At 66.4% G+C, this 19,196-nt stretch carries 17 protein-coding genes and 1 pseudogene; 1 reads left to right on the forward strand and 17 read right to left on the reverse strand.

Features of this window, described 5'->3' with window-relative positions; genetic code table 11:
- Positions 1-133: 133 nt before the first annotated feature.
- The 6 genes from ABZ789_RS13265 to ABZ789_RS13290 all read right to left on the reverse strand — a co-directional run bounded on the left by ABZ789_RS13265 (position 134) and on the right by ABZ789_RS13290 (position 6,391).
- Positions 134-1,369, reverse strand: a complete 1,236-nt coding sequence (locus tag ABZ789_RS13265; protein WP_358424321.1) for a fatty acid desaturase — start codon at positions 1,367-1,369, stop codon at positions 134-136.
- A 63-nt stretch (positions 1,370-1,432) separates the two neighbouring features.
- Positions 1,433-2,719 (reverse strand): acyl-CoA desaturase, encoded by a 1,287-nt coding sequence (locus ABZ789_RS13270; protein ID WP_358424323.1) that lies wholly within the window; start codon positions 2,717-2,719, stop codon positions 1,433-1,435.
- Positions 2,720-2,754: 35 nt separating this feature from the next.
- Positions 2,755-3,885: a ferredoxin reductase gene (locus ABZ789_RS13275; RefSeq protein ID WP_358424325.1), complete on the reverse strand. Its 1,131-nt coding sequence runs from the start codon at positions 3,883-3,885 to the stop codon at positions 2,755-2,757.
- Between the two features lie 98 nt (positions 3,886-3,983).
- A complete protein-coding gene (locus ABZ789_RS13280) occupies positions 3,984-4,460 on the reverse strand; it encodes a hypothetical protein (protein ID WP_358424651.1) in 477 nt (158 codons plus the stop codon).
- Between the two features lie 36 nt (positions 4,461-4,496).
- A complete protein-coding gene (locus tag ABZ789_RS13285) occupies positions 4,497-5,906 on the reverse strand; it encodes a wax ester/triacylglycerol synthase family O-acyltransferase (protein WP_358424327.1) in 1,410 nt (469 codons plus the stop codon).
- Positions 5,891-6,391 (reverse strand): HAD-IA family hydrolase, encoded by a 501-nt coding sequence (locus ABZ789_RS13290; RefSeq protein WP_358424653.1) that lies wholly within the window; start codon positions 6,389-6,391, stop codon positions 5,891-5,893. Before ABZ789_RS13290 ends, ABZ789_RS13285 begins: the two co-directional genes overlap by 16 nt.
- 174 nt (positions 6,392-6,565) lie before the next feature.
- On the opposite strand from ABZ789_RS13290, the gene ABZ789_RS13295 reads away from it, so the two are divergent.
- On the forward strand, positions 6,566-7,099 hold the full coding sequence (locus ABZ789_RS13295) for an Rv3235 family protein (protein ID WP_358424329.1): 534 nt from the start codon (positions 6,566-6,568) through the stop codon (positions 7,097-7,099).
- Between the two features lie 49 nt (positions 7,100-7,148).
- Here ABZ789_RS13295 and secA read toward each other — a convergent pair whose 3' ends face one another.
- From secA to ABZ789_RS13350, 11 genes and pseudogenes are all read right to left on the reverse strand, one after another.
- Positions 7,149-9,998: a preprotein translocase subunit SecA gene (secA, locus tag ABZ789_RS13300; RefSeq protein ID WP_358424331.1), complete on the reverse strand. Its 2,850-nt coding sequence runs from the start codon at positions 9,996-9,998 to the stop codon at positions 7,149-7,151.
- A 142-nt stretch (positions 9,999-10,140) separates the two neighbouring features.
- On the reverse strand, positions 10,141-10,809 hold the full coding sequence (gene raiA, locus ABZ789_RS13305) for a ribosome-associated translation inhibitor RaiA (protein ID WP_358424333.1): 669 nt from the start codon (positions 10,807-10,809) through the stop codon (positions 10,141-10,143).
- A 233-nt stretch (positions 10,810-11,042) separates the two neighbouring features.
- A complete protein-coding gene (locus ABZ789_RS13310) occupies positions 11,043-11,687 on the reverse strand; it encodes a phosphoribosyltransferase family protein (protein WP_358424335.1) in 645 nt (214 codons plus the stop codon).
- 33 nt (positions 11,688-11,720) lie between these two features.
- A complete protein-coding gene (gene lpqB, locus ABZ789_RS13315) occupies positions 11,721-13,496 on the reverse strand; it encodes an MtrAB system accessory lipoprotein LpqB (protein WP_358424337.1) in 1,776 nt (591 codons plus the stop codon).
- Positions 13,493-15,143, reverse strand: a pseudogene (mtrB, locus tag ABZ789_RS13320) (MtrAB system histidine kinase MtrB). Before mtrB ends, lpqB begins: the two are co-directional and overlap by 4 nt.
- 68 nt (positions 15,144-15,211) lie before the next feature.
- A complete protein-coding gene (gene mtrA / locus ABZ789_RS13325; RefSeq protein ID WP_358424655.1) occupies positions 15,212-15,898 on the reverse strand; it encodes an MtrAB system response regulator MtrA in 687 nt (228 codons plus the stop codon).
- Positions 15,895-16,560 (reverse strand): dTMP kinase, encoded by a 666-nt coding sequence (locus ABZ789_RS13330; RefSeq protein ID WP_358424338.1) that lies wholly within the window; start codon positions 16,558-16,560, stop codon positions 15,895-15,897. The genes mtrA and ABZ789_RS13330 overlap by 4 nt, the downstream gene beginning before the upstream one ends.
- Positions 16,561-16,591: 31 nt before the next feature.
- Positions 16,592-18,061: an adenosylhomocysteinase gene (gene ahcY, locus ABZ789_RS13335; protein WP_358424340.1), complete on the reverse strand. Its 1,470-nt coding sequence runs from the start codon at positions 18,059-18,061 to the stop codon at positions 16,592-16,594.
- Between the two features lie 100 nt (positions 18,062-18,161).
- Complete coding sequence (locus ABZ789_RS13340; RefSeq protein ID WP_358424342.1) at positions 18,162-18,767, reverse strand: TetR family transcriptional regulator; 606 nt, start codon at positions 18,765-18,767, stop codon at positions 18,162-18,164.
- A gap of 75 nt (positions 18,768-18,842) precedes the next feature.
- Complete coding sequence (locus tag ABZ789_RS13345; protein WP_358424344.1) at positions 18,843-19,028, reverse strand: rubredoxin; 186 nt, start codon at positions 19,026-19,028, stop codon at positions 18,843-18,845.
- The gene (locus tag ABZ789_RS13350; RefSeq protein WP_358424346.1) at positions 19,025-19,192 is read right to left on the reverse strand and encodes a rubredoxin; all 168 of its coding nucleotides are present in this window, start codon (positions 19,190-19,192) and stop codon (positions 19,025-19,027) included. Before ABZ789_RS13350 ends, ABZ789_RS13345 begins: the two co-directional genes overlap by 4 nt.
- Positions 19,193-19,196: the final 4 nt, after the last annotated feature.

Below are 19,196 nucleotides of genomic sequence, written 5' to 3' on the forward strand. Positions count from 1 at the left end.
CCAGATGGTTACCGAACCGGTCGCAGTCCTCCGCAAACGACATGATCGTCGCAACCTCTCGTTGAGAGTGTTGCGACGATCATGTGAACCCGCCATGCGGTACCGGGGTCCGTTCTGCTTCGAATGAATACGGTCAGCGCATTCCGAGCACGCGGCGGATGAGCCCGCGCTTGCGGCGCTTCTCGATCGTGGTGGCCAGGCCCACGCGACGACCGGTGACCGGGTCGATCTCGGCCGGCCCACCGAAGCCCCGCTCGGACGCGGTCTCCGGGGCGGCGTGGCGATCGTCCTTGAGGTACTTGTCCGGAAGCGAGAGCTTCGCGATCGTGCGCCACGACTTCCAGTACTGCACCGCGAGCGGACCGGTGGTGTACGGCAGGTCGTACTTCTCGCAGAGTTCTCGCACGCGCACCGCGATCTCCGCGTACCGGTTCGACGGCAGGTCGGGGTAGATGTGGTGCTCGATCTGATAGCTTAGATTCCCGGTCATGAAGTCCATGACCCTGCCACCGGAGATGTTCGCCGAGCCGAGCATCTGGCGGAGGTACCACTCGGCACGCGTCTCGTTCTCGACGTCCTGCTTCGTGAACTTCTCCGCGCCGTCCGGGAAATGGCCGCAGAAGATCACGGCGTTGGTCCAGATGTTCCGGACGAAGTTTGCGGTCGCGTTGGCCTTCATCGTGGACTTCCACGAGCGGCCGGTCAGGGCCGGGTAGATCACGTAGTCCTTGAGATGCTGTTTGCCGAGTTTGGCGAGCACCTCCTTGCCGCGCGCCTTGGTCAGCTCGCGGTCGTCGCGTCCCTGGACGACCTTGCCGAGTTCGAGCAGCTGGATGGCGATGCCGTACTGGAACAGCGCTGCAAGGATCGCGTTGTAGGCGAGGTTGCCGAGGTAGAACGGCTTCCACCGCTGGTCGCGGGTGACACGGAGCAGGCCGTATCCCACATCGTCGTCCATCCCGAGGATGTTGGTGTACTTGTGGTGCAGATAATTGTGAGTGATCTTCCAGTGCGCCGACGGGTCGACGTTGTCCCACTCCCAGTTGGCCGAGTGCACCTCGGGGTCGTTCATCCAGTCCCACTGCCCGTGCATGACGTTGTGCCCGAGCTCCATGTTCTCGATGATCTTCGACAGGGAGAGCATGCCCGTGCCCAGCAGCCACAACGGCCGCTTCTTCGAACCGAGCAGCACGAGGCGGCCGCCGATCTCGAGGCCGCGCTGCAGCCGGATCGTGTTGCGGACGTAGCGCGCGTCGCGCTCACCGCGCGACTCCTCGATATCGCGCCGGATGGCGTCGAGTTCGCGGCCGATGGCCTCGACGTCCGCCTCCGTCAGGTGCGCGTACTCCTTGACATCCGATATCGCCATGCGGGCTACCCTACCGTAAGTTACGGCCCCGTAGGTTGGCCGATTTCCGTGCTGTGACGCGAATCACACATCAATCGGGCGGCGAGAGCGACGCAATCCGCCGCGGCCCCGCCGGCGCTCTGCTACTGCATGCTCGGCATGGGCACGCAGCGCCGTGAGCAGACCTCGGCGCCGCCCGGTGAGCGTTTCGGGGACCGTCACCGGCATGTGCGGACGCCACCGGTCGAACTTGCGCTCGGACGACGTCTCGGGCGCATCATCGGCGGTCGCCTTCAGGAACCGGTCGGGCAACGCGAGCTTGTGGATCGTACGCAGAGCGAGAAGGTACTGCCGGGTGAGCGGGCCGGTGGTGTACGGCAGGTCGTACTTGCCGCACAGCGCCCGCACGCGCGCGGCGACCTCCGGGTAGCGGTTGCTCGGCAGATCCGGGAACAGGTGGTGTTCGATCTGGTAGCTGAGATTGCCGGTGAGGAAATCCATCACACGTCCGCCGGAGATGTTCGCACTCCCGAGGAGCTGCCGCAGATACCACTCGCCGCGCGTCTCGTTCTCGTAGTGCTCGACGGTGAATTTCTCTGCACCATCGGGAAAGTGGCCGCAGAAGATCACCAGGTACGCCCAGATGTTGCGGATCACGTTCGCCGTGAGGTTCGCCGACAGCGTGCTGCGCCAGGCCGGCCCGGTGAGTGCAGGGAAGAAGATCAGGTCCTTGATGACCTGCCGGCCCGCTTTGGCAGCGAACTCCTTGTTGGGCAACGAATTCCACTGCATGCGGGGCACGCCGTCGATTGCCTTCTTCGCCGAGAGGTCGTGCAGTGCGATCCCCCACTCGAAGGTCAATGCGAGCACGATGTTGGCGACCGGCTGCGCGAGATTGCGCGGACGCCATTTCTCGTCGCGGGTCATGCGCAGGATGCCGAATCCCACATCGTCGTCCATGCCCACGATGTTGGTGTAGGTGTGGTGCGCGTAGTTGTGGGCGCGCTTCCAGTGGTCCGACGGGCCCGTCTGATCCCATTCCCACGAGGTCGAATGAATCTCGGGATCGTTCATCCAGTCCCACTGCCCGTGCATCACATTGTGCCCGAGTTCCATGTTCTCGATGATCTTCGCGAGCGACAGCGCAGCGGTACCCAGCACCCAACGCGACCGGCGACGCGAACCGAACAGCACGCCCCGCCCGACCACCTCCAGCACGCGTTGCAGACGGATGACGGAGTGGATGTACCGGGCGTCGCGCGGGCCGCGCGAGTCCTCCACATCGCGTCGGATCGCGTCGAATTCATTTGCCAGAGAAACGATGTCGGCTTCGGTCAGATGTGAGAACTCACGGATGTCGGTGATGGCCAAGCGGGATCCTTCGCGGGTTGCAGTCGGTGTCGTGTCTAGACGTCCAGCGTGCAGTCACCGGCTGCGGCGGAGATGCAGGTCTGAACGCGCTCGCCCTCTGCGTGTTCCTTGCCGGATCGCAGATCGACGACGTGCCCCTTGTCGAGCGGCACCACACAAGTCTGACAGATTCCCATCCGGCAGCCGAACGGCATCAGCGCGCCGACGCTCTCACCCGCCTCGAGAATGGTCGTGGCCCCGTCCACGGTGACGGTCTTGCCGGACTTGGCGAACGTGATGGTTCCGCCCGAGCCCGAGGTGTCGGCGCGGCTGACCGCGAACCGCTCGAGATGGACCCTGTCCTCGATTCCCTCGGCAGCCCAGTGCGCGGTGATGTCGTCGAGCATCTGCTGGGGACCACACGCCCAGGTCTGACGCTCCCGCCAGTCGGGGCACACCTCATCGAGTTCCGCCAGGGCGAACTTGCCCTGTTCGCGGGTGTGACGGACGTGCACCCGGAAGGTGTCGTGGTCGGCGGCGAAACGCTCGAGTTCGGAGCCGAACATCACACTCTCGGCCGTGGGCGCCGAATGGATGTGTACGACGTCGGGCAGCTCGAGTTCGCGCTCGACCGCGCGGCGGTCGAGCGTTCGCAACATAGACATGATCGGAGTGATACCGCTGCCCGCAGTAAGGAAGAGGATCTTTGCCGGCGGCGGATCGGGCAGAACGAAATCGCCCTTCGGCGCCGCGAGACGTACGACGGTTCCCTCCGGCACGCCACCGACGAGGTGGCTCGACAAGAAGCCCTCGGGCATGGCCTTCACGGCGATCGAGATGACCTTGTCGTTCCAGGTGGGCGAGGAGGTCAGCGAATACGACCGCCAGTGCCAGCGCCCATCGATGTGCAGGCCGATCCCGATGTACTGGCCGGGGGCGTACCCGAAGTCGAAACCCCAGCCGGGGCGGATGACGATCGTCGCGGAATCCGGAGTCTCCGATCGGACCGAGATGATTCGACCCCGCAGCTCACGGGCCGACCACAACGGGTTGACCAGGTGGAGATAGTCGTCGGGGAGCAGAGGGGTGGTCAGCCGGGCCACCGCGCCGCGCAGGACGTTGGAGAGCGACCGCTCCCCGGGCGCGACATGTGCCGCAGGCTTCTCGATCCATTGCTTCAGACCCATACGACCGCTTCTCCTCACTCCAGGCTACGCTCGCGCAGGTTATCAGAGGTTACGGAAGCGTAGGTTGAGTCGAGATCGTCGTCACACGGCCACGAAAGTCAGAGCAGTTCGAGCAGGAAGGGCAGTTCCTGGGCCGCATACCAGGCGAGTTCGTGGTCCTCCGCGTCTCCCAGCACGAACTCGGCCTCCTCGTCGCCCAGTTCTGCCGCGTCGACGATCTCCCGAGCGCGGGCGATGTCGGACTCGGCTTCCTGCAGGTCGATGTGCACCGACGCCACCGCCCGAAGCGGGATGGGTCCGGCGAGCTTGACGACCGCGTCGTCGAGGTCCGGTCGCGGTTTCACCTCGTCGACATCGGCTGCGATCACCACCCGGCGGGACGCGAAGGAGGGGTGCTCCTCCGAGTCCTCGGACGCGAGCAGCCGCAACGAGGCGCGTGCCGCTTCGGCCATGGCGACCTCGGCGAGTTCGTCGTCATCTCCGGCCGTGTAAGCCTCCCGCAGTGCGGGGGTCACCGCGAAGGCCGTCCTGCCGAGCGCGTCGAGCTCGTCGTCGGCAACCAGTCGCTGCAACATCGCGAGCGTTGCGGGTACGTAGACACGCGTCACTTCTCACCTGCCGGCATCCGTCAGCTCCTCGAGCGATTCCTGGATCAGCGTCGCTGCCACGTCCACATCGGGCATCGCATCACGATCCGCATTCAAACCGTAGTAGATCTTTCCGTCGTAGGACGTCAACGCGATGCTCAGGGCCTGATTCTTCAGCAGCGGCGAGACCGGATAGATCTCCAGCAGCCTGGCCCCGGTCAGGTAGAGCGGGTGCTGCGGACCCGGGGCGTTGGTGATCATGAGATTGAACACCCGCTGCGAGAACCCCATCGCCACCCGGGCGCCCACCGCGTGCATGGTCGCGGGAGCGAAACCCGACAACCGGACCATCGTCTGTGCCTCCACGCGCCGCCGCTGCCGTGAGTAGGCCTCACCGGCGTGCGCTATGTGCGACAAGCGGACGACCGCGTTCGGCTCCCCCACCGGCAGGTCGAGCAGGAACGACGAGACCTCCCCCTGTGGATGCACCTGGATGGTGTCGTTGTCGTCGCTGTCGGCCGGATCCTGCGTGTACACCGACATCGGAACCATCGCCCGTACCACGGTCGACTCGGTGACCGGCTCTCCGCGGGAGAGCAGCCAGTACCTCAAGGCACCGGCTATGACGGCGAGCACGACATCGTTGATCGTGCAGCCGTAGCGGGAGTGGATCTTGCGATACGGCTCGAGGTCGGACCGCACCACCGAGAACCGGCGACTCCGTGATATCTGCGTGTTCAGTGGCGTCTCGGGTGCCGATTGCGCGGCCGTTCGGGCGAGCCTTCCGACCGCGTCGACGGTCTCGGTGAGAGTCGTCGCGAGATCACCCATTGCGGAACGGAGCGCGGTGACACCCTCACCCGGACGTGCGACGAGTTCGGCGAGCGCCCCGACGAGCAGGGCGGACTCCGACGGTTCGCGCTCGGGCATCCACAGTTCCTCGGGAACCTCGCGGGGCTCGGGTTCCTTGTCGAACAGCACCTGCACGATGTCGAGTGCTCCCTCGCCGTCGACGAGCGCCGAATGCGACTTCGTGAACAACGCGACCCGATCGTCCGCGAGACCTTCGACGAGATACATCTCCCACAAGGGTCTCGTGCGGTCGAGCGGCCGCGAGACCAGGCGTGCGACGAGATCGTGCAACTGCTCGTCGGAGCCGGGTTTCGGCAGAGCCGAGCGCCGTACGTGATAGGTGATATCGAAGTCGCGGTCGTCGATCCACACGGGGCGCGAGAGCCCGAAGGCGACTTCGCGCACCTTCTTGCGGTAACGAGGCACTTCGGGGAGGCGTTGCTCGACCAATCGGAGCACGTTCTCGTAATCGAGACCTTCGCCCGGTGGCTCGAGGATCGCCAGCGAACCCACGTGCATCGGTGTGTTGCTCGTCTCCAGGTAGTAGTACGACGCGTCCTGCGCTGTCATCCGGCTCGCCATCGACCCCGCTCCCCCTCGTGATCCGAACTTCCCGTGCCCCGCCACCACGGCCCGGCGTCGCCCGCATCTCGCGTGTCGATCTCCCCGAGATCGAAATCGAAGAGCACGGCCAACTCCGACCGGACGTCGTGTGAACCATCATGGTGGACGCCGACCATCCCCGCAGCAGCGGCGGCCCGCACATGACCGAAGAGATCGTCGACGAAGACGCATTCGCCCGGTTCGAGGCCGAGCAACTGCGCGACCGCGTGGTAACTGGCGGCCTGTGGTTTCGCGACACCCACGTCCCCCGAAAGCACCACGCAGTCGACGAAGGGACCTTCGAGATCACGCAGCCACTGCGCCGCGGGTCCGCCCGGGTCATTGCTGAGCAGAGCGGTACGGACACCTCGCTTCCGCAGGAACGACACGATCGCCGCGAAAGTGCCGGGTTCGCTTCCCGGCCCGACGAGTACGCCACCGACATCGAGTACGAGTCCTCGCAGCACGACACCACCGTATGCCCCGGAGCCTCCGGACGCGGAAGGCACGGCTGCGCATCATCCGAGCCCGATCGCCCGGACTGTGGCATCATGTGCGCGGTTCGTCCTCTCCCGAGCCGCAGCACGGGACCGGTCTCCGCCGGTGCCGTTTCCTCCGACCGACTCTCGGGAGAGCTCATGTCGCATCACACCGGCCGTTACGTACACCGTCTCACTCGCGTCGAACCCCCGATCGAACGGGACTGTGCACAGCCCCGCAGCCACCTCTGTGCGCGGCCCACACCGCACGACGGGCGCTCCGGACGCTCCTCCACCCGGATCGACGGGGCAGAGCCCCCGCAGGTGGGGGGCGCCGGTACCGAGCAACCCCCGAGTATCCCACTCGATCCGGGCGTCGAGAGGTTCGCGGCGGCGGCCGTGCGTCTCGTTCTCGAAGTCGTCGACGGACGCCGACCCGCTGTGCAGTCGACCTCGGTTCTCGACCCCCGGCTCCTCGCCACTGTCACCACCAACCGCGCACCTCGTGCGGGCCGCAACACCGCGGTACTGCTGCGCACGCGTGTGCGCGCCGTCGATCCCGGCACCGTCGAACTGTTCGGCAGTTACGCCCGCGGAGAGCGGGTGTACGCGTTCGCCGGCCGGATGGTGCGCAAGCGTCCACGCCCGAGGGCGCCGTACCGGTGGACGATCACGACCCTGTGGCTCGGCTGAGCCACAGGGTCGTGGACGGACATCGGAACGCCTGTTCGGCGCCGACGGTTCAGTGTCGGCGGTTGGCCTTCGCGTCGCGCCGGGCCGCTGCACGACGTTCCTTGCGGGTTCCGGCCTGCCGCGGCGCGGATCCCGCATCGACGGCGGCGGTCGTACGCGCGACGTGGGCCCGACCGTCCTCGTCGGGACCGGTGTAGGTCAAGCGACGTTCGGTTTCGTCGAGTCCCTTCGCTCGCAGCGCCGCCGGGGCGGGCGCGGGCTGTGCCGGCGCCGTCCGTGTGGCTGCCGCCGCCGGGCGTGCGGACTGTGTGGAAGGAGCGGCCTTGGCCAGGCTCGGCGCCGCCTGAGCTGCCGCCGCTGCCGAGGCAGCCGTGACCGAGACACCCGCCGACGGCTGCGGCTGCGACGCCTCGACCTGCAGGTTGAACAGGAACCCGACCGATTCCTCCTTCAGGCCTTCGAGCATCGCGGTGAACATGTCGAAGCCCTCGCGCTGGTACTCGACGAGGGGGTCGCGCTGTGCCATCGCCCGCAGGCCGATGCCCTCCTTGAGATAGTCCATCTCGTAGAGGTGCTCACGCCACTTCCGGTCGAGTACCGACAGCAGGACACGGCGCTCGAGCTCGCGCATCGCTCCTTCACCGCCGATGGCTTCGAGTTCGGCCTCGCGGCGGCTGTAGGCGGCACGGGCGTCCTCGAGCAGAACCTCGAGCAGCCCGTCGCGGTCGAGGTCCTCGTTCTCGGCGACGAGCGCCCTGTAATCGACGCCGACCGGGTACAGCGTCTTGAGTGCCGTCCACAGCTGTTCGAGATCCCAGTCCTCGACGTAGCCCTCGGCGGTCGCACCGTCGACGTAGGCGGTGACGACGTCGGTGAGCATGTGCTGCACCTGTCCCTCGAGGTCCTCACCGCGCAGGATGCGGCGTCGTTCCTCGTAGATGACGGTGCGCTGCTGGTTCATCACCTCGTCGTACTTGAGGACGTTCTTGCGGATCTCGAAGTTCTGCTGCTCGACCTGCGTCTGTGCGCTCTTGATGGCCTTCGAGACCATCTTCGCCTCGATCGGCACGTCGTCGGGCAGGTTCAGGCGCGTCATGATCGATTCGAGGGCGGCGCCGTTGAAGCGGCGCATCAACTCGTCACCGAGCGACAGATAGAACCGCGACTCTCCCGGGTCGCCCTGACGGCCGGACCGTCCACGCAGCTGGTTGTCGATACGGCGGGATTCGTGCCGCTCGGTGCCGAGCACGTACAGGCCCCCGGCGGCACGCACCCGGTCGGCGTCGGCCTTCGACTCGGCCTTGATCTGCTCGAGCGTCCCGTCCCACGCCGCCTCGTACTCCTCCGGCGTGTTGACCGGGTCGAGGCCGCGCTTGCGCAACGCGATGTCGGCGAGGATGTCGGGGTTTCCACCGAGCACGACGTCGGTACCGCGACCGGCCATGTTCGTCGCGACGGTCACCGCACCCGACCGGCCGGCCTGTGCGATGATCTGCGCTTCCTGCTCATGGAACTTCGCGTTCAGCACGCTGTGCGGAACCCCGCGCTTGGTGAACTGCCGCGACAGGTACTCCGAGCGCTCGACGCTCGTCGTGCCGATAAGGACCGGCTGTCCCTTCTCGTGACGTTCGACCACATCGTCGACGACGGCCGCGAACTTCGCTTCCTCGGTCTTGTAGATCAGGTCGCCCTGGTCGACACGCACCATCGGACGGTTCGTGGGGATCGGGATGACGCCCAGGCTGTAGATCTGATGGAGCTCGGCGGCCTCGGTCTCGGCCGTACCGGTCATACCCGACAGCTTGTCGTACAGACGGAAATAGTTCTGCAGCGTGATCGTGGCCAGGGTCTGGTTCTCGGCCTTGATCTCGACGCCTTCCTTGGCCTCGATCGCCTGATGCATGCCCTCGTTGTAGCGACGGCCCGACAGCACACGGCCCGTGAACTCGTCGACGATGACGACCTCACCGTTGCGGACGATGTAGTCCTTGTCCTTGGCGTAGAGCTCCTTGGCCTTGATCGCGTTGTTCAGGTAGCTCACCAGCGGCGAGTTCGCCGCCTCGTACAGGTTGTCGATGCCGAGCTGATCCTCGACGAATTCGACACCGGCCTCGTGCACACCCACGGTCCGCTTGCGGATGTCGATCTCGTAGTGCACATCGGGCTTCAGCAGCTTCGCGATACGTGCGAACTCGGAGTACCACTTGCTCGACGCGTCCGCAGGACCGGAGATGATGAGCGGGGTGCGGGCCTCGTCGATGAGGATCGAGTCCACCTCGTCGACGATCGCGAAATTGTGACCGCGCTGCACGAGATCGTCGAGCGAGTGCGTCATGTTGTCGCGCAGGTAATCGAACCCGAACTCGTTGTTGGTGCCGTAGGTGATGTCGGCGGCATACGCCGCGCGGCGCTGTGCCGGCGTCATCCCGGACAGGATCACGTCGGTCTCGAGGCCGAGGAAGCGGTGCACACGGCCCATCCACTCGGCGTCGCGCTTGGCGAGGTAGTCGTTGACGGTGACGACGTGGACGCCGTCACCGGAGATTGCATTGAGGTAGGCAGGCAGCACACAGGTGAGGGTCTTGCCCTCACCTGTCTTCATCTCGGCGATGTTGCCGAAGTGCAGGGCTGCGCCACCCATGATCTGCACGAGATAGTGCTTCTGGCCGAGGACTCGGAAGGACGCCTCACGGGCGGTCGCGAAGGCCTCCGGAAGAAGGTCGTCGAGTGTCTCGCCCTCCTGGTACCGCCTGCGGAACTCGTCCGTCTTGGCACGGAGCTCGGCGTCGGTCAGGGCTTCGAAGTCCGGGGAGAGGGAATCGACATGCTCGGCGATGTGCTTGAGCCGCTTGACCATGCGACCTTCACCGATCCGGAGCAGCTTCGTCAGCGACAGCACTGGGTGTTCGTCCTCAATCTCGGGTACCTGCACGGACAAGAAATCCGGCCGAGGCCTTCTCGGACCCCGGCCGGATTCCATGGTAGGCGCTGCGCCGGAGTGACCGCGATGGCGAGGGTGCCTTCGGTCACTCCGGGCAGGGTCACACGAGCCTGATCAAACCGTAGTCGAAGGCATGTCGCCGGTAGACCACGGACGGCTTGTCCGTCTCCTTGTCGTGGAACAGGTAGAAATCGTGACCGACGAGTTCCATCTCGTAGAGTGCGTCGTCGACGGTCATCGGCTGCGCGTTGTGTTCCTTCGTACGAACGATGCGGCCGGGGCCTTCCTGACTCTCCTTCTCGGTGTCGCCGAGCGACAAGTCCGGCGAAATCGCGAGTTCGTCGTCCTGGGCGAGCGTCGCGGTGGCTTCTGCCACCGACACGGGAGTCTTCTCACCGTAAGAGACCTTGCGGCGCTCCTTCGTCCGTCGCAGGCGCGATTCGAGCTTGCTGATCACCGACTCGAAGGCAGCATAGAAGCTGTCGGCGCTGGCCTCCGCCCGCACGACCGGACCCTTCCCGCGGGCTGTGATCTCGACACGCTGACAACTCTTCTTCTGACGCCGATTGCGTTCGTGCTGCAACTCGACATCGAAGAGGAAGATCGTCGGATCGAAACGCTCGAGCCGCGCGAGTTTCTCGGACACGTAGATCCGGAAATGATCGGGGACCTCGACGTTGCGTCCTTTCACGACAACGTCGGCACGGGCGCCTTCCGTGGCGGCATCGGCCTCTGCAACGGAACCTTTGGACTTCGAAGGGGTCGTCACGCGTACCTCCCGAGTTACGGCCGGCGCAGCCCGCGCGCCGGCATGATTTGTGAGCGCGAAAGAGCACTCGCCCAGAACGGAAGAACAGGCGTTTCCACCCGTCTACCTTGTTGTTTCCGGGTCTGATGGCGACGGTAGTACGTAACTCGAAGGACTGCCAGTGTTCACGCCCGATTTCACTGCGTGTCGTACATCGCTCTCTCGGCGTGCCCTTCCGGGGCCCGCTCGAGGACTCACGCGTGAGCGATCACGAGGGCTCCGAGAGGCTCGAATCCGGCGTGCCGCAGCGCCCGGACGGACTCGCGGACGGTGGTACCGGTGGTGAGCACGTCGTCGACGACGAGCACCGGAACCGAGCGTGGCAGCCCCTCCGCACGCACCGAGATGCGCCCGGTGAGATTGCGTTGCCGGGCGGCTGCCGTGAGCCCCACCGAGTCGCGCACACCCGCCGCCACATTCAGGATCGGGTGCACGTGCAGCGAGCGGTCGTGCGCCGCGGCGGCGCAGGCCGCGCGCGTGACAGGATCGCCGCCGCGTGCCCGCGCCGCGCGCGTCCGGGTGGGCGCGGGTGCCACGATCAACGGTCCGTCCGGCAGGTCGCCCCACCGCCGTAGCCGCGAGATCGCAACCGCCCACGCGAGGCCGAGGGGCTCGGCGAGATCCCGGCGTCCGCGTTCCTTGGCGACGATCACCGCGCGACGCCGGGGCCCGGAGTACGTGCCCAGGCTCCACACCCGAACTCCGGGATCGACGCGGGGTACGACCACCGCGGGATGATCGGTGAGTTCCCGCCTGCACACCCGGCACCAGCTCGAGCCGGGGGCAGCGCATCCGCCGCAGGTGGAGGGCAGGACGAGGTCGAGAAGGGCCGACAGCACACCGGGGAGTGTGCCCGAGATCACCGACAGTGCTCAGCCGGGGAGCACGGGGATCGCAGCCATACCGGCGAGGCCGGGCACCTCTCGCCAGTACCGGTCGCCCGCCGGGTCGCGGTCGTTGAGCTGGAAGACCGTGCGGGAGTCCGCCACGAATTCGCTGCTCGTCGACGCCTCGATCGCCACCACAGGTGGCGTGAGGTTGCGACTGGGCAAGGCGTCGATTCGCGAGCCGTCGACCGCCAGCTGCACCACGGGCACATCGGCCGCGGCACGGGAGACCACGATGGTGTCGGCAGTACTCCAGTCCAGCGCCAGGGCAGGTCCGCCCAGACCGAAGCCGATCTCGCGCGGACTGCTGAGCGAATACTCGCCGGTCGTCGTCGGGACGACCGTGGCGACGAAGACCCGGCCGTCGACGATCATGGCGGCGCGGACCCCGTCACGCGACAGGCGCAGTTCACTGATCCGGCCCCCGAGACCCCGGATCGCCCCGGCCTCGACACCGACCACCGTCACCCGTCCGGTCCCTGGTTCCCGCACCGCACGTACGACTGCGGTCCCGTTGACGACCGCCCACACCGAGTTGTTGTTGGGAGCCCAGGTGGGGCGGGTGATGGTCCCGCCGTCGACCGCCGGCTCGGCCGTTCCCTCGTTGTAGGTGCCCACCATGAGCTGTGCGGCCGGTTCCGGTGCAGGTTTCCCAGTGTCCTCGACGGCGGCGACGAGTTCGCCGTCGAGTGACAAGGACACCGATTGCAGATCGTCGGATGCGCCGAAGAAGCTGCGGACGGGGGTGACCCCTGTCTCCGTGACGCTCACCAGCCTCCCGTCGAGCAGCGCGTGCAAACCGACCGTCACGCTCGACGTGGCGAGGGGATTCATCGACGCCACATCCGCAGTGGTCCACCCGTTCGGAAAACGTTCGTCGAGTGGTTGACCGTCCGCGAGGAGGTGGTACGGCCCGCCGATGTCGGCGTTGGCGAGAGTCCAGATCACCTGCGCGGCGAGCAGTTCGCGATCCTGCCGTCCCATCGAGCCGGCACCCTGGAAGTCGATGCGGATCCCGCCGAGTCCCACCCCCACGTCGGTCGTACGGCCATCCGCCTTCGTCACCGATCCGATGACGGTGACATCCTCGAGAAGATTCTTGACCGCCGGCGCGAGCACCGCTTTCGGCCCTTCGACGAGCAACCCGATGAGCTGGGAGGCCGTCTGCTCCGGAGGCCCCGTGATCCAGCGGGGGTCGGGAACGACAGCGTTGCCGGTCGGGTCGAGGAAGTACAGCGACCGGCGCTGATAGGTGTTGAGGAAGCGCGGCCGATCCATGATGACACCGGGTGGCATCCCGTCGATGCGCCACTCTCCGTCGGTGCGCACGAGAGAGAATCGGGCCTCGAAGTCGCCCTCGTCGGCCCGGTACACACCGCCTGCTTCGAGGTGTCCGACGGTGCTCGCCCGGATCACGTAGGTTGCGCTGTTGCCGTCCCGTTCCTCGACGAGGACGTCGACCTTGTCGACGATCGTCGCACTGGCAGCGTCGTCCCATGCCTCGGACATGCTCGAGGTGAGGAACTGCCGAGCGGCGCGATGCCGGTTCGCCGGGTCGGTGCTGGCCTGGAGGAAGTCGCGCAGCAGGAGGTCGGGTTCGCGGCCCGGCACGGGCGCTGCGACCTCCGTGGTCACCGGTCCCCTCTCGAGGGTTCCGATGGCCTGCGGGGACGACGAGTCGGGCAGGGTGGCACATCCGGACAGCACCAGTGCGAGAAGTACGACGAGCACGCCCGCTGTACGCGGAGTCGAGCGGCTCATGTACTGGCTCCTTCCGACGATGTGCTCGCAGAGTCGCTCGGGGTCTCCCCCACCGGCGGCCGCTCGGGTACTTCTGCGCCTTCCGGAAGTCTGCCCTGCACCGCCCGCACAGCGGTGGGGACGAGGGGAAGCGGACTGCGACCCACCTTACGTCCGCGCTCGCGCGGCAGCGTGAGCCGGAAGCTCGCACCCCGCCCCGGTTCACCCCACGCTTCGAGCTTGCCGTGGTGCAGGTTGGCGTCCTCGACACTGATGGCGAGCCCGAGACCGGTGCCGCCGGACCGCCGCACCCGCGACGGGTCCGAGCGCCAGAACCGGTTGAAGACGAGCTTCTCCTCGCCCGGCCGCAAGCCCACACCCTGATCGCGGACGACGAACGCTGCCGTGGCGTCGTCGGCCCGCAACCGCAACAGGATGGGCTTTCCTTCACCGTGGTCGATCGCGTTGGCGAGGAGGTTCCGCAGGATGCGCTCGACGCGCCGGGGGTCGACCTCCGCCTCGACGGGTTCGTCCGGCAAATCCACGATGAGTTCCGTGGCGGTTTCGCGGGCCAGGTGACGCACCGTCGAGACGGCAGCACGCGCACACATCCGCAGGTCGAGACGCTCGGATGCGAGTTCGGCAACGCCGGCGTCGTGCCGGCTTATCTCGAGCAGGTCGTTGAGAAGACTCTCGAAGCGGTCGAGCTCCGCGACGAGCAGTTCGGACGACCGCTTGAGGACAGGGTCCAGTTCGTCGCTGCCGTCGTGGATGAGATCGGCGGCCATGCGCACGGTCGTCAGAGGGGTGCGCAGTTCGTGACTCACATCCGAAGTGAACCGTTTCTGCAGGTTGCCGTACTCCTCGAGTTGGGTGATCTGCCGCGACAGGCTCTCGGCCATCTCGTTGAACGACATCGCCAGCCGGGCCATGTCGTCCTCACCTCGTACGGGCATGCGTTCCTTGAGCCGCCCGTCCGCGAATCGCACAGCGATCCGGGAGGCGGAGCGGATCGGCAGGACGACCTGCCGCGCGACGATCATGGAGATTGCTGCCAGCAGATACCAACAGGACCACGGCACCGACGAGCAGTGTGCCCCGCACGAGGGCGAGGGTGCGTTCCTCACCGCCGAGAGGGAAGACCAGATACAGCTCGAGTGTCGAGATGTCGGAATCGGTGGGACTGCCCACGATGAGGACGGGACCGGTATATCCCTCCGGGTCGGAGACGGTCGCGAACTGGTAGGCGATCTGTCCGTTCTGGACGAAGGCACGCAGATTCTGCGGTATCTGATCGGCGGGCCCGCTCGAGGTGGGGGCTCGCGGTCCGTCACCGGGGACGATCAGGACGGGGTCGAAGGTGCCCGCGACTCCGGCGTCCTGTCCCCCTTCATTTCCGCGGCTGGTCAGGATCGCAGCGGCACCGTCGAGCCGGACTGCGAGCGACCCCGAGTCGTCGGCTCCGGCGAGTTGTCCCTCGACCAGGGCGCGGGAGCGTTCCATCTCCTCGGTCGCCGCGTCGATCTTCACTTCGAGCAGACGGTCGGTGATCTGGCTCGTGAGTACCACTCCGAGCACGAACATGACGATCAGCGACAGCGTGAGGGTCGACGTCACGACCCGCAGCTGCAGCGATCGTCGCCAAGTGTGCGCGAGCCGGCTGCTCATCGACCGCGACCACCTCACCAGCGGCAGCGTCCTTCGCGTGATACGCCGCCGAAGCCGGTAGGTACGGATCACGGTGGTCCGGCCTTGTAGCCGACCCCCCGTACCGTGAGCACCGCCTCGGGATTCTCGGGATCCTTCTCGACCTTGGCACGCAGTCGCTGGACATGGACGTTCACGAGCCGGGTGTCGGCGGCATGCCGGTAACCCCAGACCTGTTCGAGCAGGACCTCACGAGTGAACACCTGACGCGGCTTGCGTGCGAGAGCCACGAGCAGGTCGAACTCGAGGGGCGTCAGCGAGATCGCTTCGTCGCCACGAGTCACCTTGTGAGCGGGCACGTCGATGGTGATGTCGCCGATCGTCAGGACCTCGGCGGGTTCCTGCTCGGTGCGGCGCAGCCGTGCCCGCACCCGCGCCACGAGTTCCTTCGGCTTGAACGGTTTGACGATGTAGTCGTCGGCACCGGACTCGAGGCCGAGGACGACATCGACGGTGTCGGACTTGGCGGTGAGCATGACGATCGGAACACCGGAATCGGCTCGGAGCACCCGGCACACGTCGATGCCGTTCATACCGGGAAGCATGAGGTCGAGCAGGACGAGATCGGGACGGATCTCCCGCACGGCGCCGAGCGCCTGCGTACCGTCACCCACCACGAACGGTTCGAATCCCTCGCCGCGCAGCACGATGGTGAGCATCTCGGCCAGCGCAGTGTCGTCGTCGACTACCAGAATCCTCGGCTTCATAACCTCTATCGTGTCACTCCTTCACCGTTGTGAAGCAGATTTGAGATGTGAACGGCGAGTTGTCGTGGGGCGGTCTGCGGGCCTGCGACCTCCCACGGAGACATCCAGTGTTGCTGCGCGAGCCCGTCGTACACCTCGCCGGTGCGCTCTTGCAGACCGGAGTCGCGTTCGTAGGCGTCGCGGTCGCGATCCGTCTCGGTCGCGGCCCGGTTACGGGCCCGCGCCGCAGCCAGTGCGACGGGAACCCGAAGCAGCACCTGCAGATCGGGCACCGGAAGCCCGAATCGTTCGAATTCGAGCCGGCGGATCCAGTCCACCGCAGGGCCGGTGGCGTCCTGGTTCCGGCGCGCCGCGGTGTACGCGGCGTTGGATGCGACGTACCGATCGAGCAGCACGATGTCGTTGTCGGCGAGCATCTTGCGCAACTCGTCGGCTGCATCACGACGGTCGAGTGCCCACAGCAACGCCATCGCCTCCACACTCGCGGCGGTGTCCCCGTGATGCCCTCGCAACGCTTCCGCACCCAGATCGGCATGGATCGAGTGCCCGTAACGGGGAAAGGCCAGCGTTGCGACCGTGAGTCCTGCCTCGCGCCAGGTCTCGACGAGGCCGGCGGACAGCGTCCGTTTGCCGGCCCCGTCGAGACCTTCGACGACGATCAGATCACCCATGTGCCCTGTGATTCCCGTCGAGTGGGCGGGCTCAGTAGCGGTAGTGCTCGGGCTTGTACGGACCTTCGACGTCGACACCGATGTACTCGGCCTGTTCCTTGGTCAGCTTGGTGATCTTGCCGCCGAGCGCCTCGACGTGGATCTTGGCGACCTTCTCGTCGAGGTGCTTGGGCAGGCGGTAGACCTCGTTGTCGTATTCGTCGGGCTTGGTCCACAGCTCGATCTGAGCGATCACCTGGTTGGCGAACGAATTGCTCATCACGAAGGAGGGGTGGCCGGTGGCGTTGCCGAGGTTGAGCAGGCGCCCCTCCGACAGGACGATGATCGAATGCCCGTCGGCGAACCGGAACTCGTCGACCTGCGGCTTGATGTTGATACGCGTGACGTCGGCCGCCCGCTCGAGGCCGGCCATGTCGATCTCGTTGTCGAAGTGGCCGATGTTGCCGAGGATGGCCTGGTGCTTCATCGCCTTCATGTGCTCGAAGGTGATGATGTCCTTGTTGCCGGTTGCGGTGATGACGATGTCGGCCTGGCCGATGAAATCCTCGACCGTGACGACGTCGTAGCCGTCCATCATGGCCTGCAGCGCGTTGATCGGGTCGACCTCGGTGACCGACACACGCGCACCCTGCCCGCGCAGCGCCTCGGCACATCCCTTGCCGACGTCGCCGTAACCGCACACGAGGGCGGCCTTGCCGCCGATGAGAACGTCGGTGCCGCGGTTGATGCCGTCGAGCAGCGAGTGCCGGGTGCCGTACTTGTTGTCGAACTTGCTCTTGGTGACCGAGTCGTTGACGTTGATCGCCGGGAACGCGAGTTCGCCGCCCGCCGACAGCTGGTACAGGCGCAGCACGCCGGTGGTGGTCTCCTCGGTGACGCCCTGGATGGACTCGGCGACGGTGGTCCACTTCTTCGAGTCGGCTGCCAGCGATCGGCGCAGCAGCTCGAGGAAGACCTGGTACTCGGCGGAGTCCTGCTCGTCGTCGACCGGCGGGACGACACCCGCCTTCTCGAACTGCGCACCCTTGAGTACGAGCATCGTGGCGTCACCGCCGTCGTCGAGAATCATGTTGGCGGGCTCGCCGGGCCAGGTGAGCATCTGCTCGGCCGCCCACCAGTACTCCTCGAGCGTCTCGCCCTTCCAGGCGAAGACCGGGACTCCCTTCGGCTCCTCGACCGTCCCGTGCGGGCCGACGACGACGGCCGCGGCGGCGTGGTCCTGAGTGGAGAAGATGTTGCACGAGGCCCAACGCACCTGCGCGCCGAGGGAGACGAGCGTTTCGATCAGCACGGCGGTCTGGACCGTCATGTGCAGCGAACCGGAGATCCGTGCGCCCTTCAGCGGCTGCACCTCCGCGTATTCGCGACGCAGCGCCATCAGGCCCGGCATCTCGTGTTCCGCGAGCCGGATCTCCTTGCGGCCGAATTCGGCGAGGGACAGATCGGCGACCTTGAAATCGAGACCGTTGACCCGGTCGGCGACGAGCGTGGTGTCAGACACGTGCAGATGCCTCTTCCTGTCGGCAGACGATGTTGGTTCCAGGCTATACAACCTGCGCGACGATCGGTTCGGTCGCACTCCGGTAGGGCCGCGGAGCCGGTCAGCCGTGTACTCCCGCTCGTTCCACGAACGGCACGAGCAGATCGGCGAGGTCGGCGGCCACGTCGCGCCCCGAGGTCGGGGGCATGGAGACGAAACTCAGCGCGACCCGCACGACAGCGCGTGCGAGGATGCCCGCGTCGGTCTCGGACGCCCCGATCCAGCTGTGGTGGAAGGTCTCGGTGAGACGGCTTGCGCCGCGTTCGAGGATCGGGGCGGCGTCGGTGGTGATCAGGCGGAGCAGGTCGGGTTTGGCCTCCCCGTCGAGCAGCGACCGCACGAGAGGGTCGGCGGCGGACGCCTCGAAGAAGAAGGCGAATCCGTCGACGAGTGCGGCACGCGCGTCCCCGACATGCGCGTACACGGAGTCGGCGACCGCGTCGACGAACTCGTCGACCAGACGCAGCGCGTAGCCCTGGGCGAGTCCCTGCCGGGAGGAGAACTCCTTGTACAGCGTCTGGCGGCTGATGCCTGCGGTTCGGGCGACATCACTCATGGTGACCGCCGACCAGTCGCGTTCGGCCAGAAGCTCACGCATGGCATCGAGAATTGTCGAACGCAACAACACCCGACTGGCCTCGTGGAAGGGAACGCGCGCGGTCGACATGGTCGGAACGCTCTCACGCAGGCGGGTGTGCGTCAAAGCCGCCACGCGCCGCGCCCTTCCGGTGTGGCCTGCCGCTCACCGGCGGACGATCTCCACCATTTCGAAATCCGCCTTGGCCGCGCCACAGTCCGGGCAGGACCAGTCGTCGGGGATGTCCTCCCAGCGGGTGCCGGGTTCGATGCCCTCGTCGGGCCACCCTTCGGCCTCGTCGTACTCGAAGCCGCACACGAGACACCGGAACAATCGGTAATCGGTATTCATCGAACGTGCTCCTCGAAGTCGATCTTCTCGCGGACGCCGCAATCGGGACAGGGCCAGTCGTCGGGCACGGCATCCCACGGGGTCCCGGCCGGGAATCCTTCGTGGGGCGCACCGGCACTCTCGTCGTAAACGAAATCGCAGACCGGGCAACGGTATGCCGACAACTAG

Origin of the sequence: Rhodococcus sp. NPDC047139, from assembly GCF_040643435.1 — a bacterium.
Lineage (GTDB): Bacteria > Actinomycetota > Actinomycetes > Mycobacteriales > Mycobacteriaceae > Rhodococcus.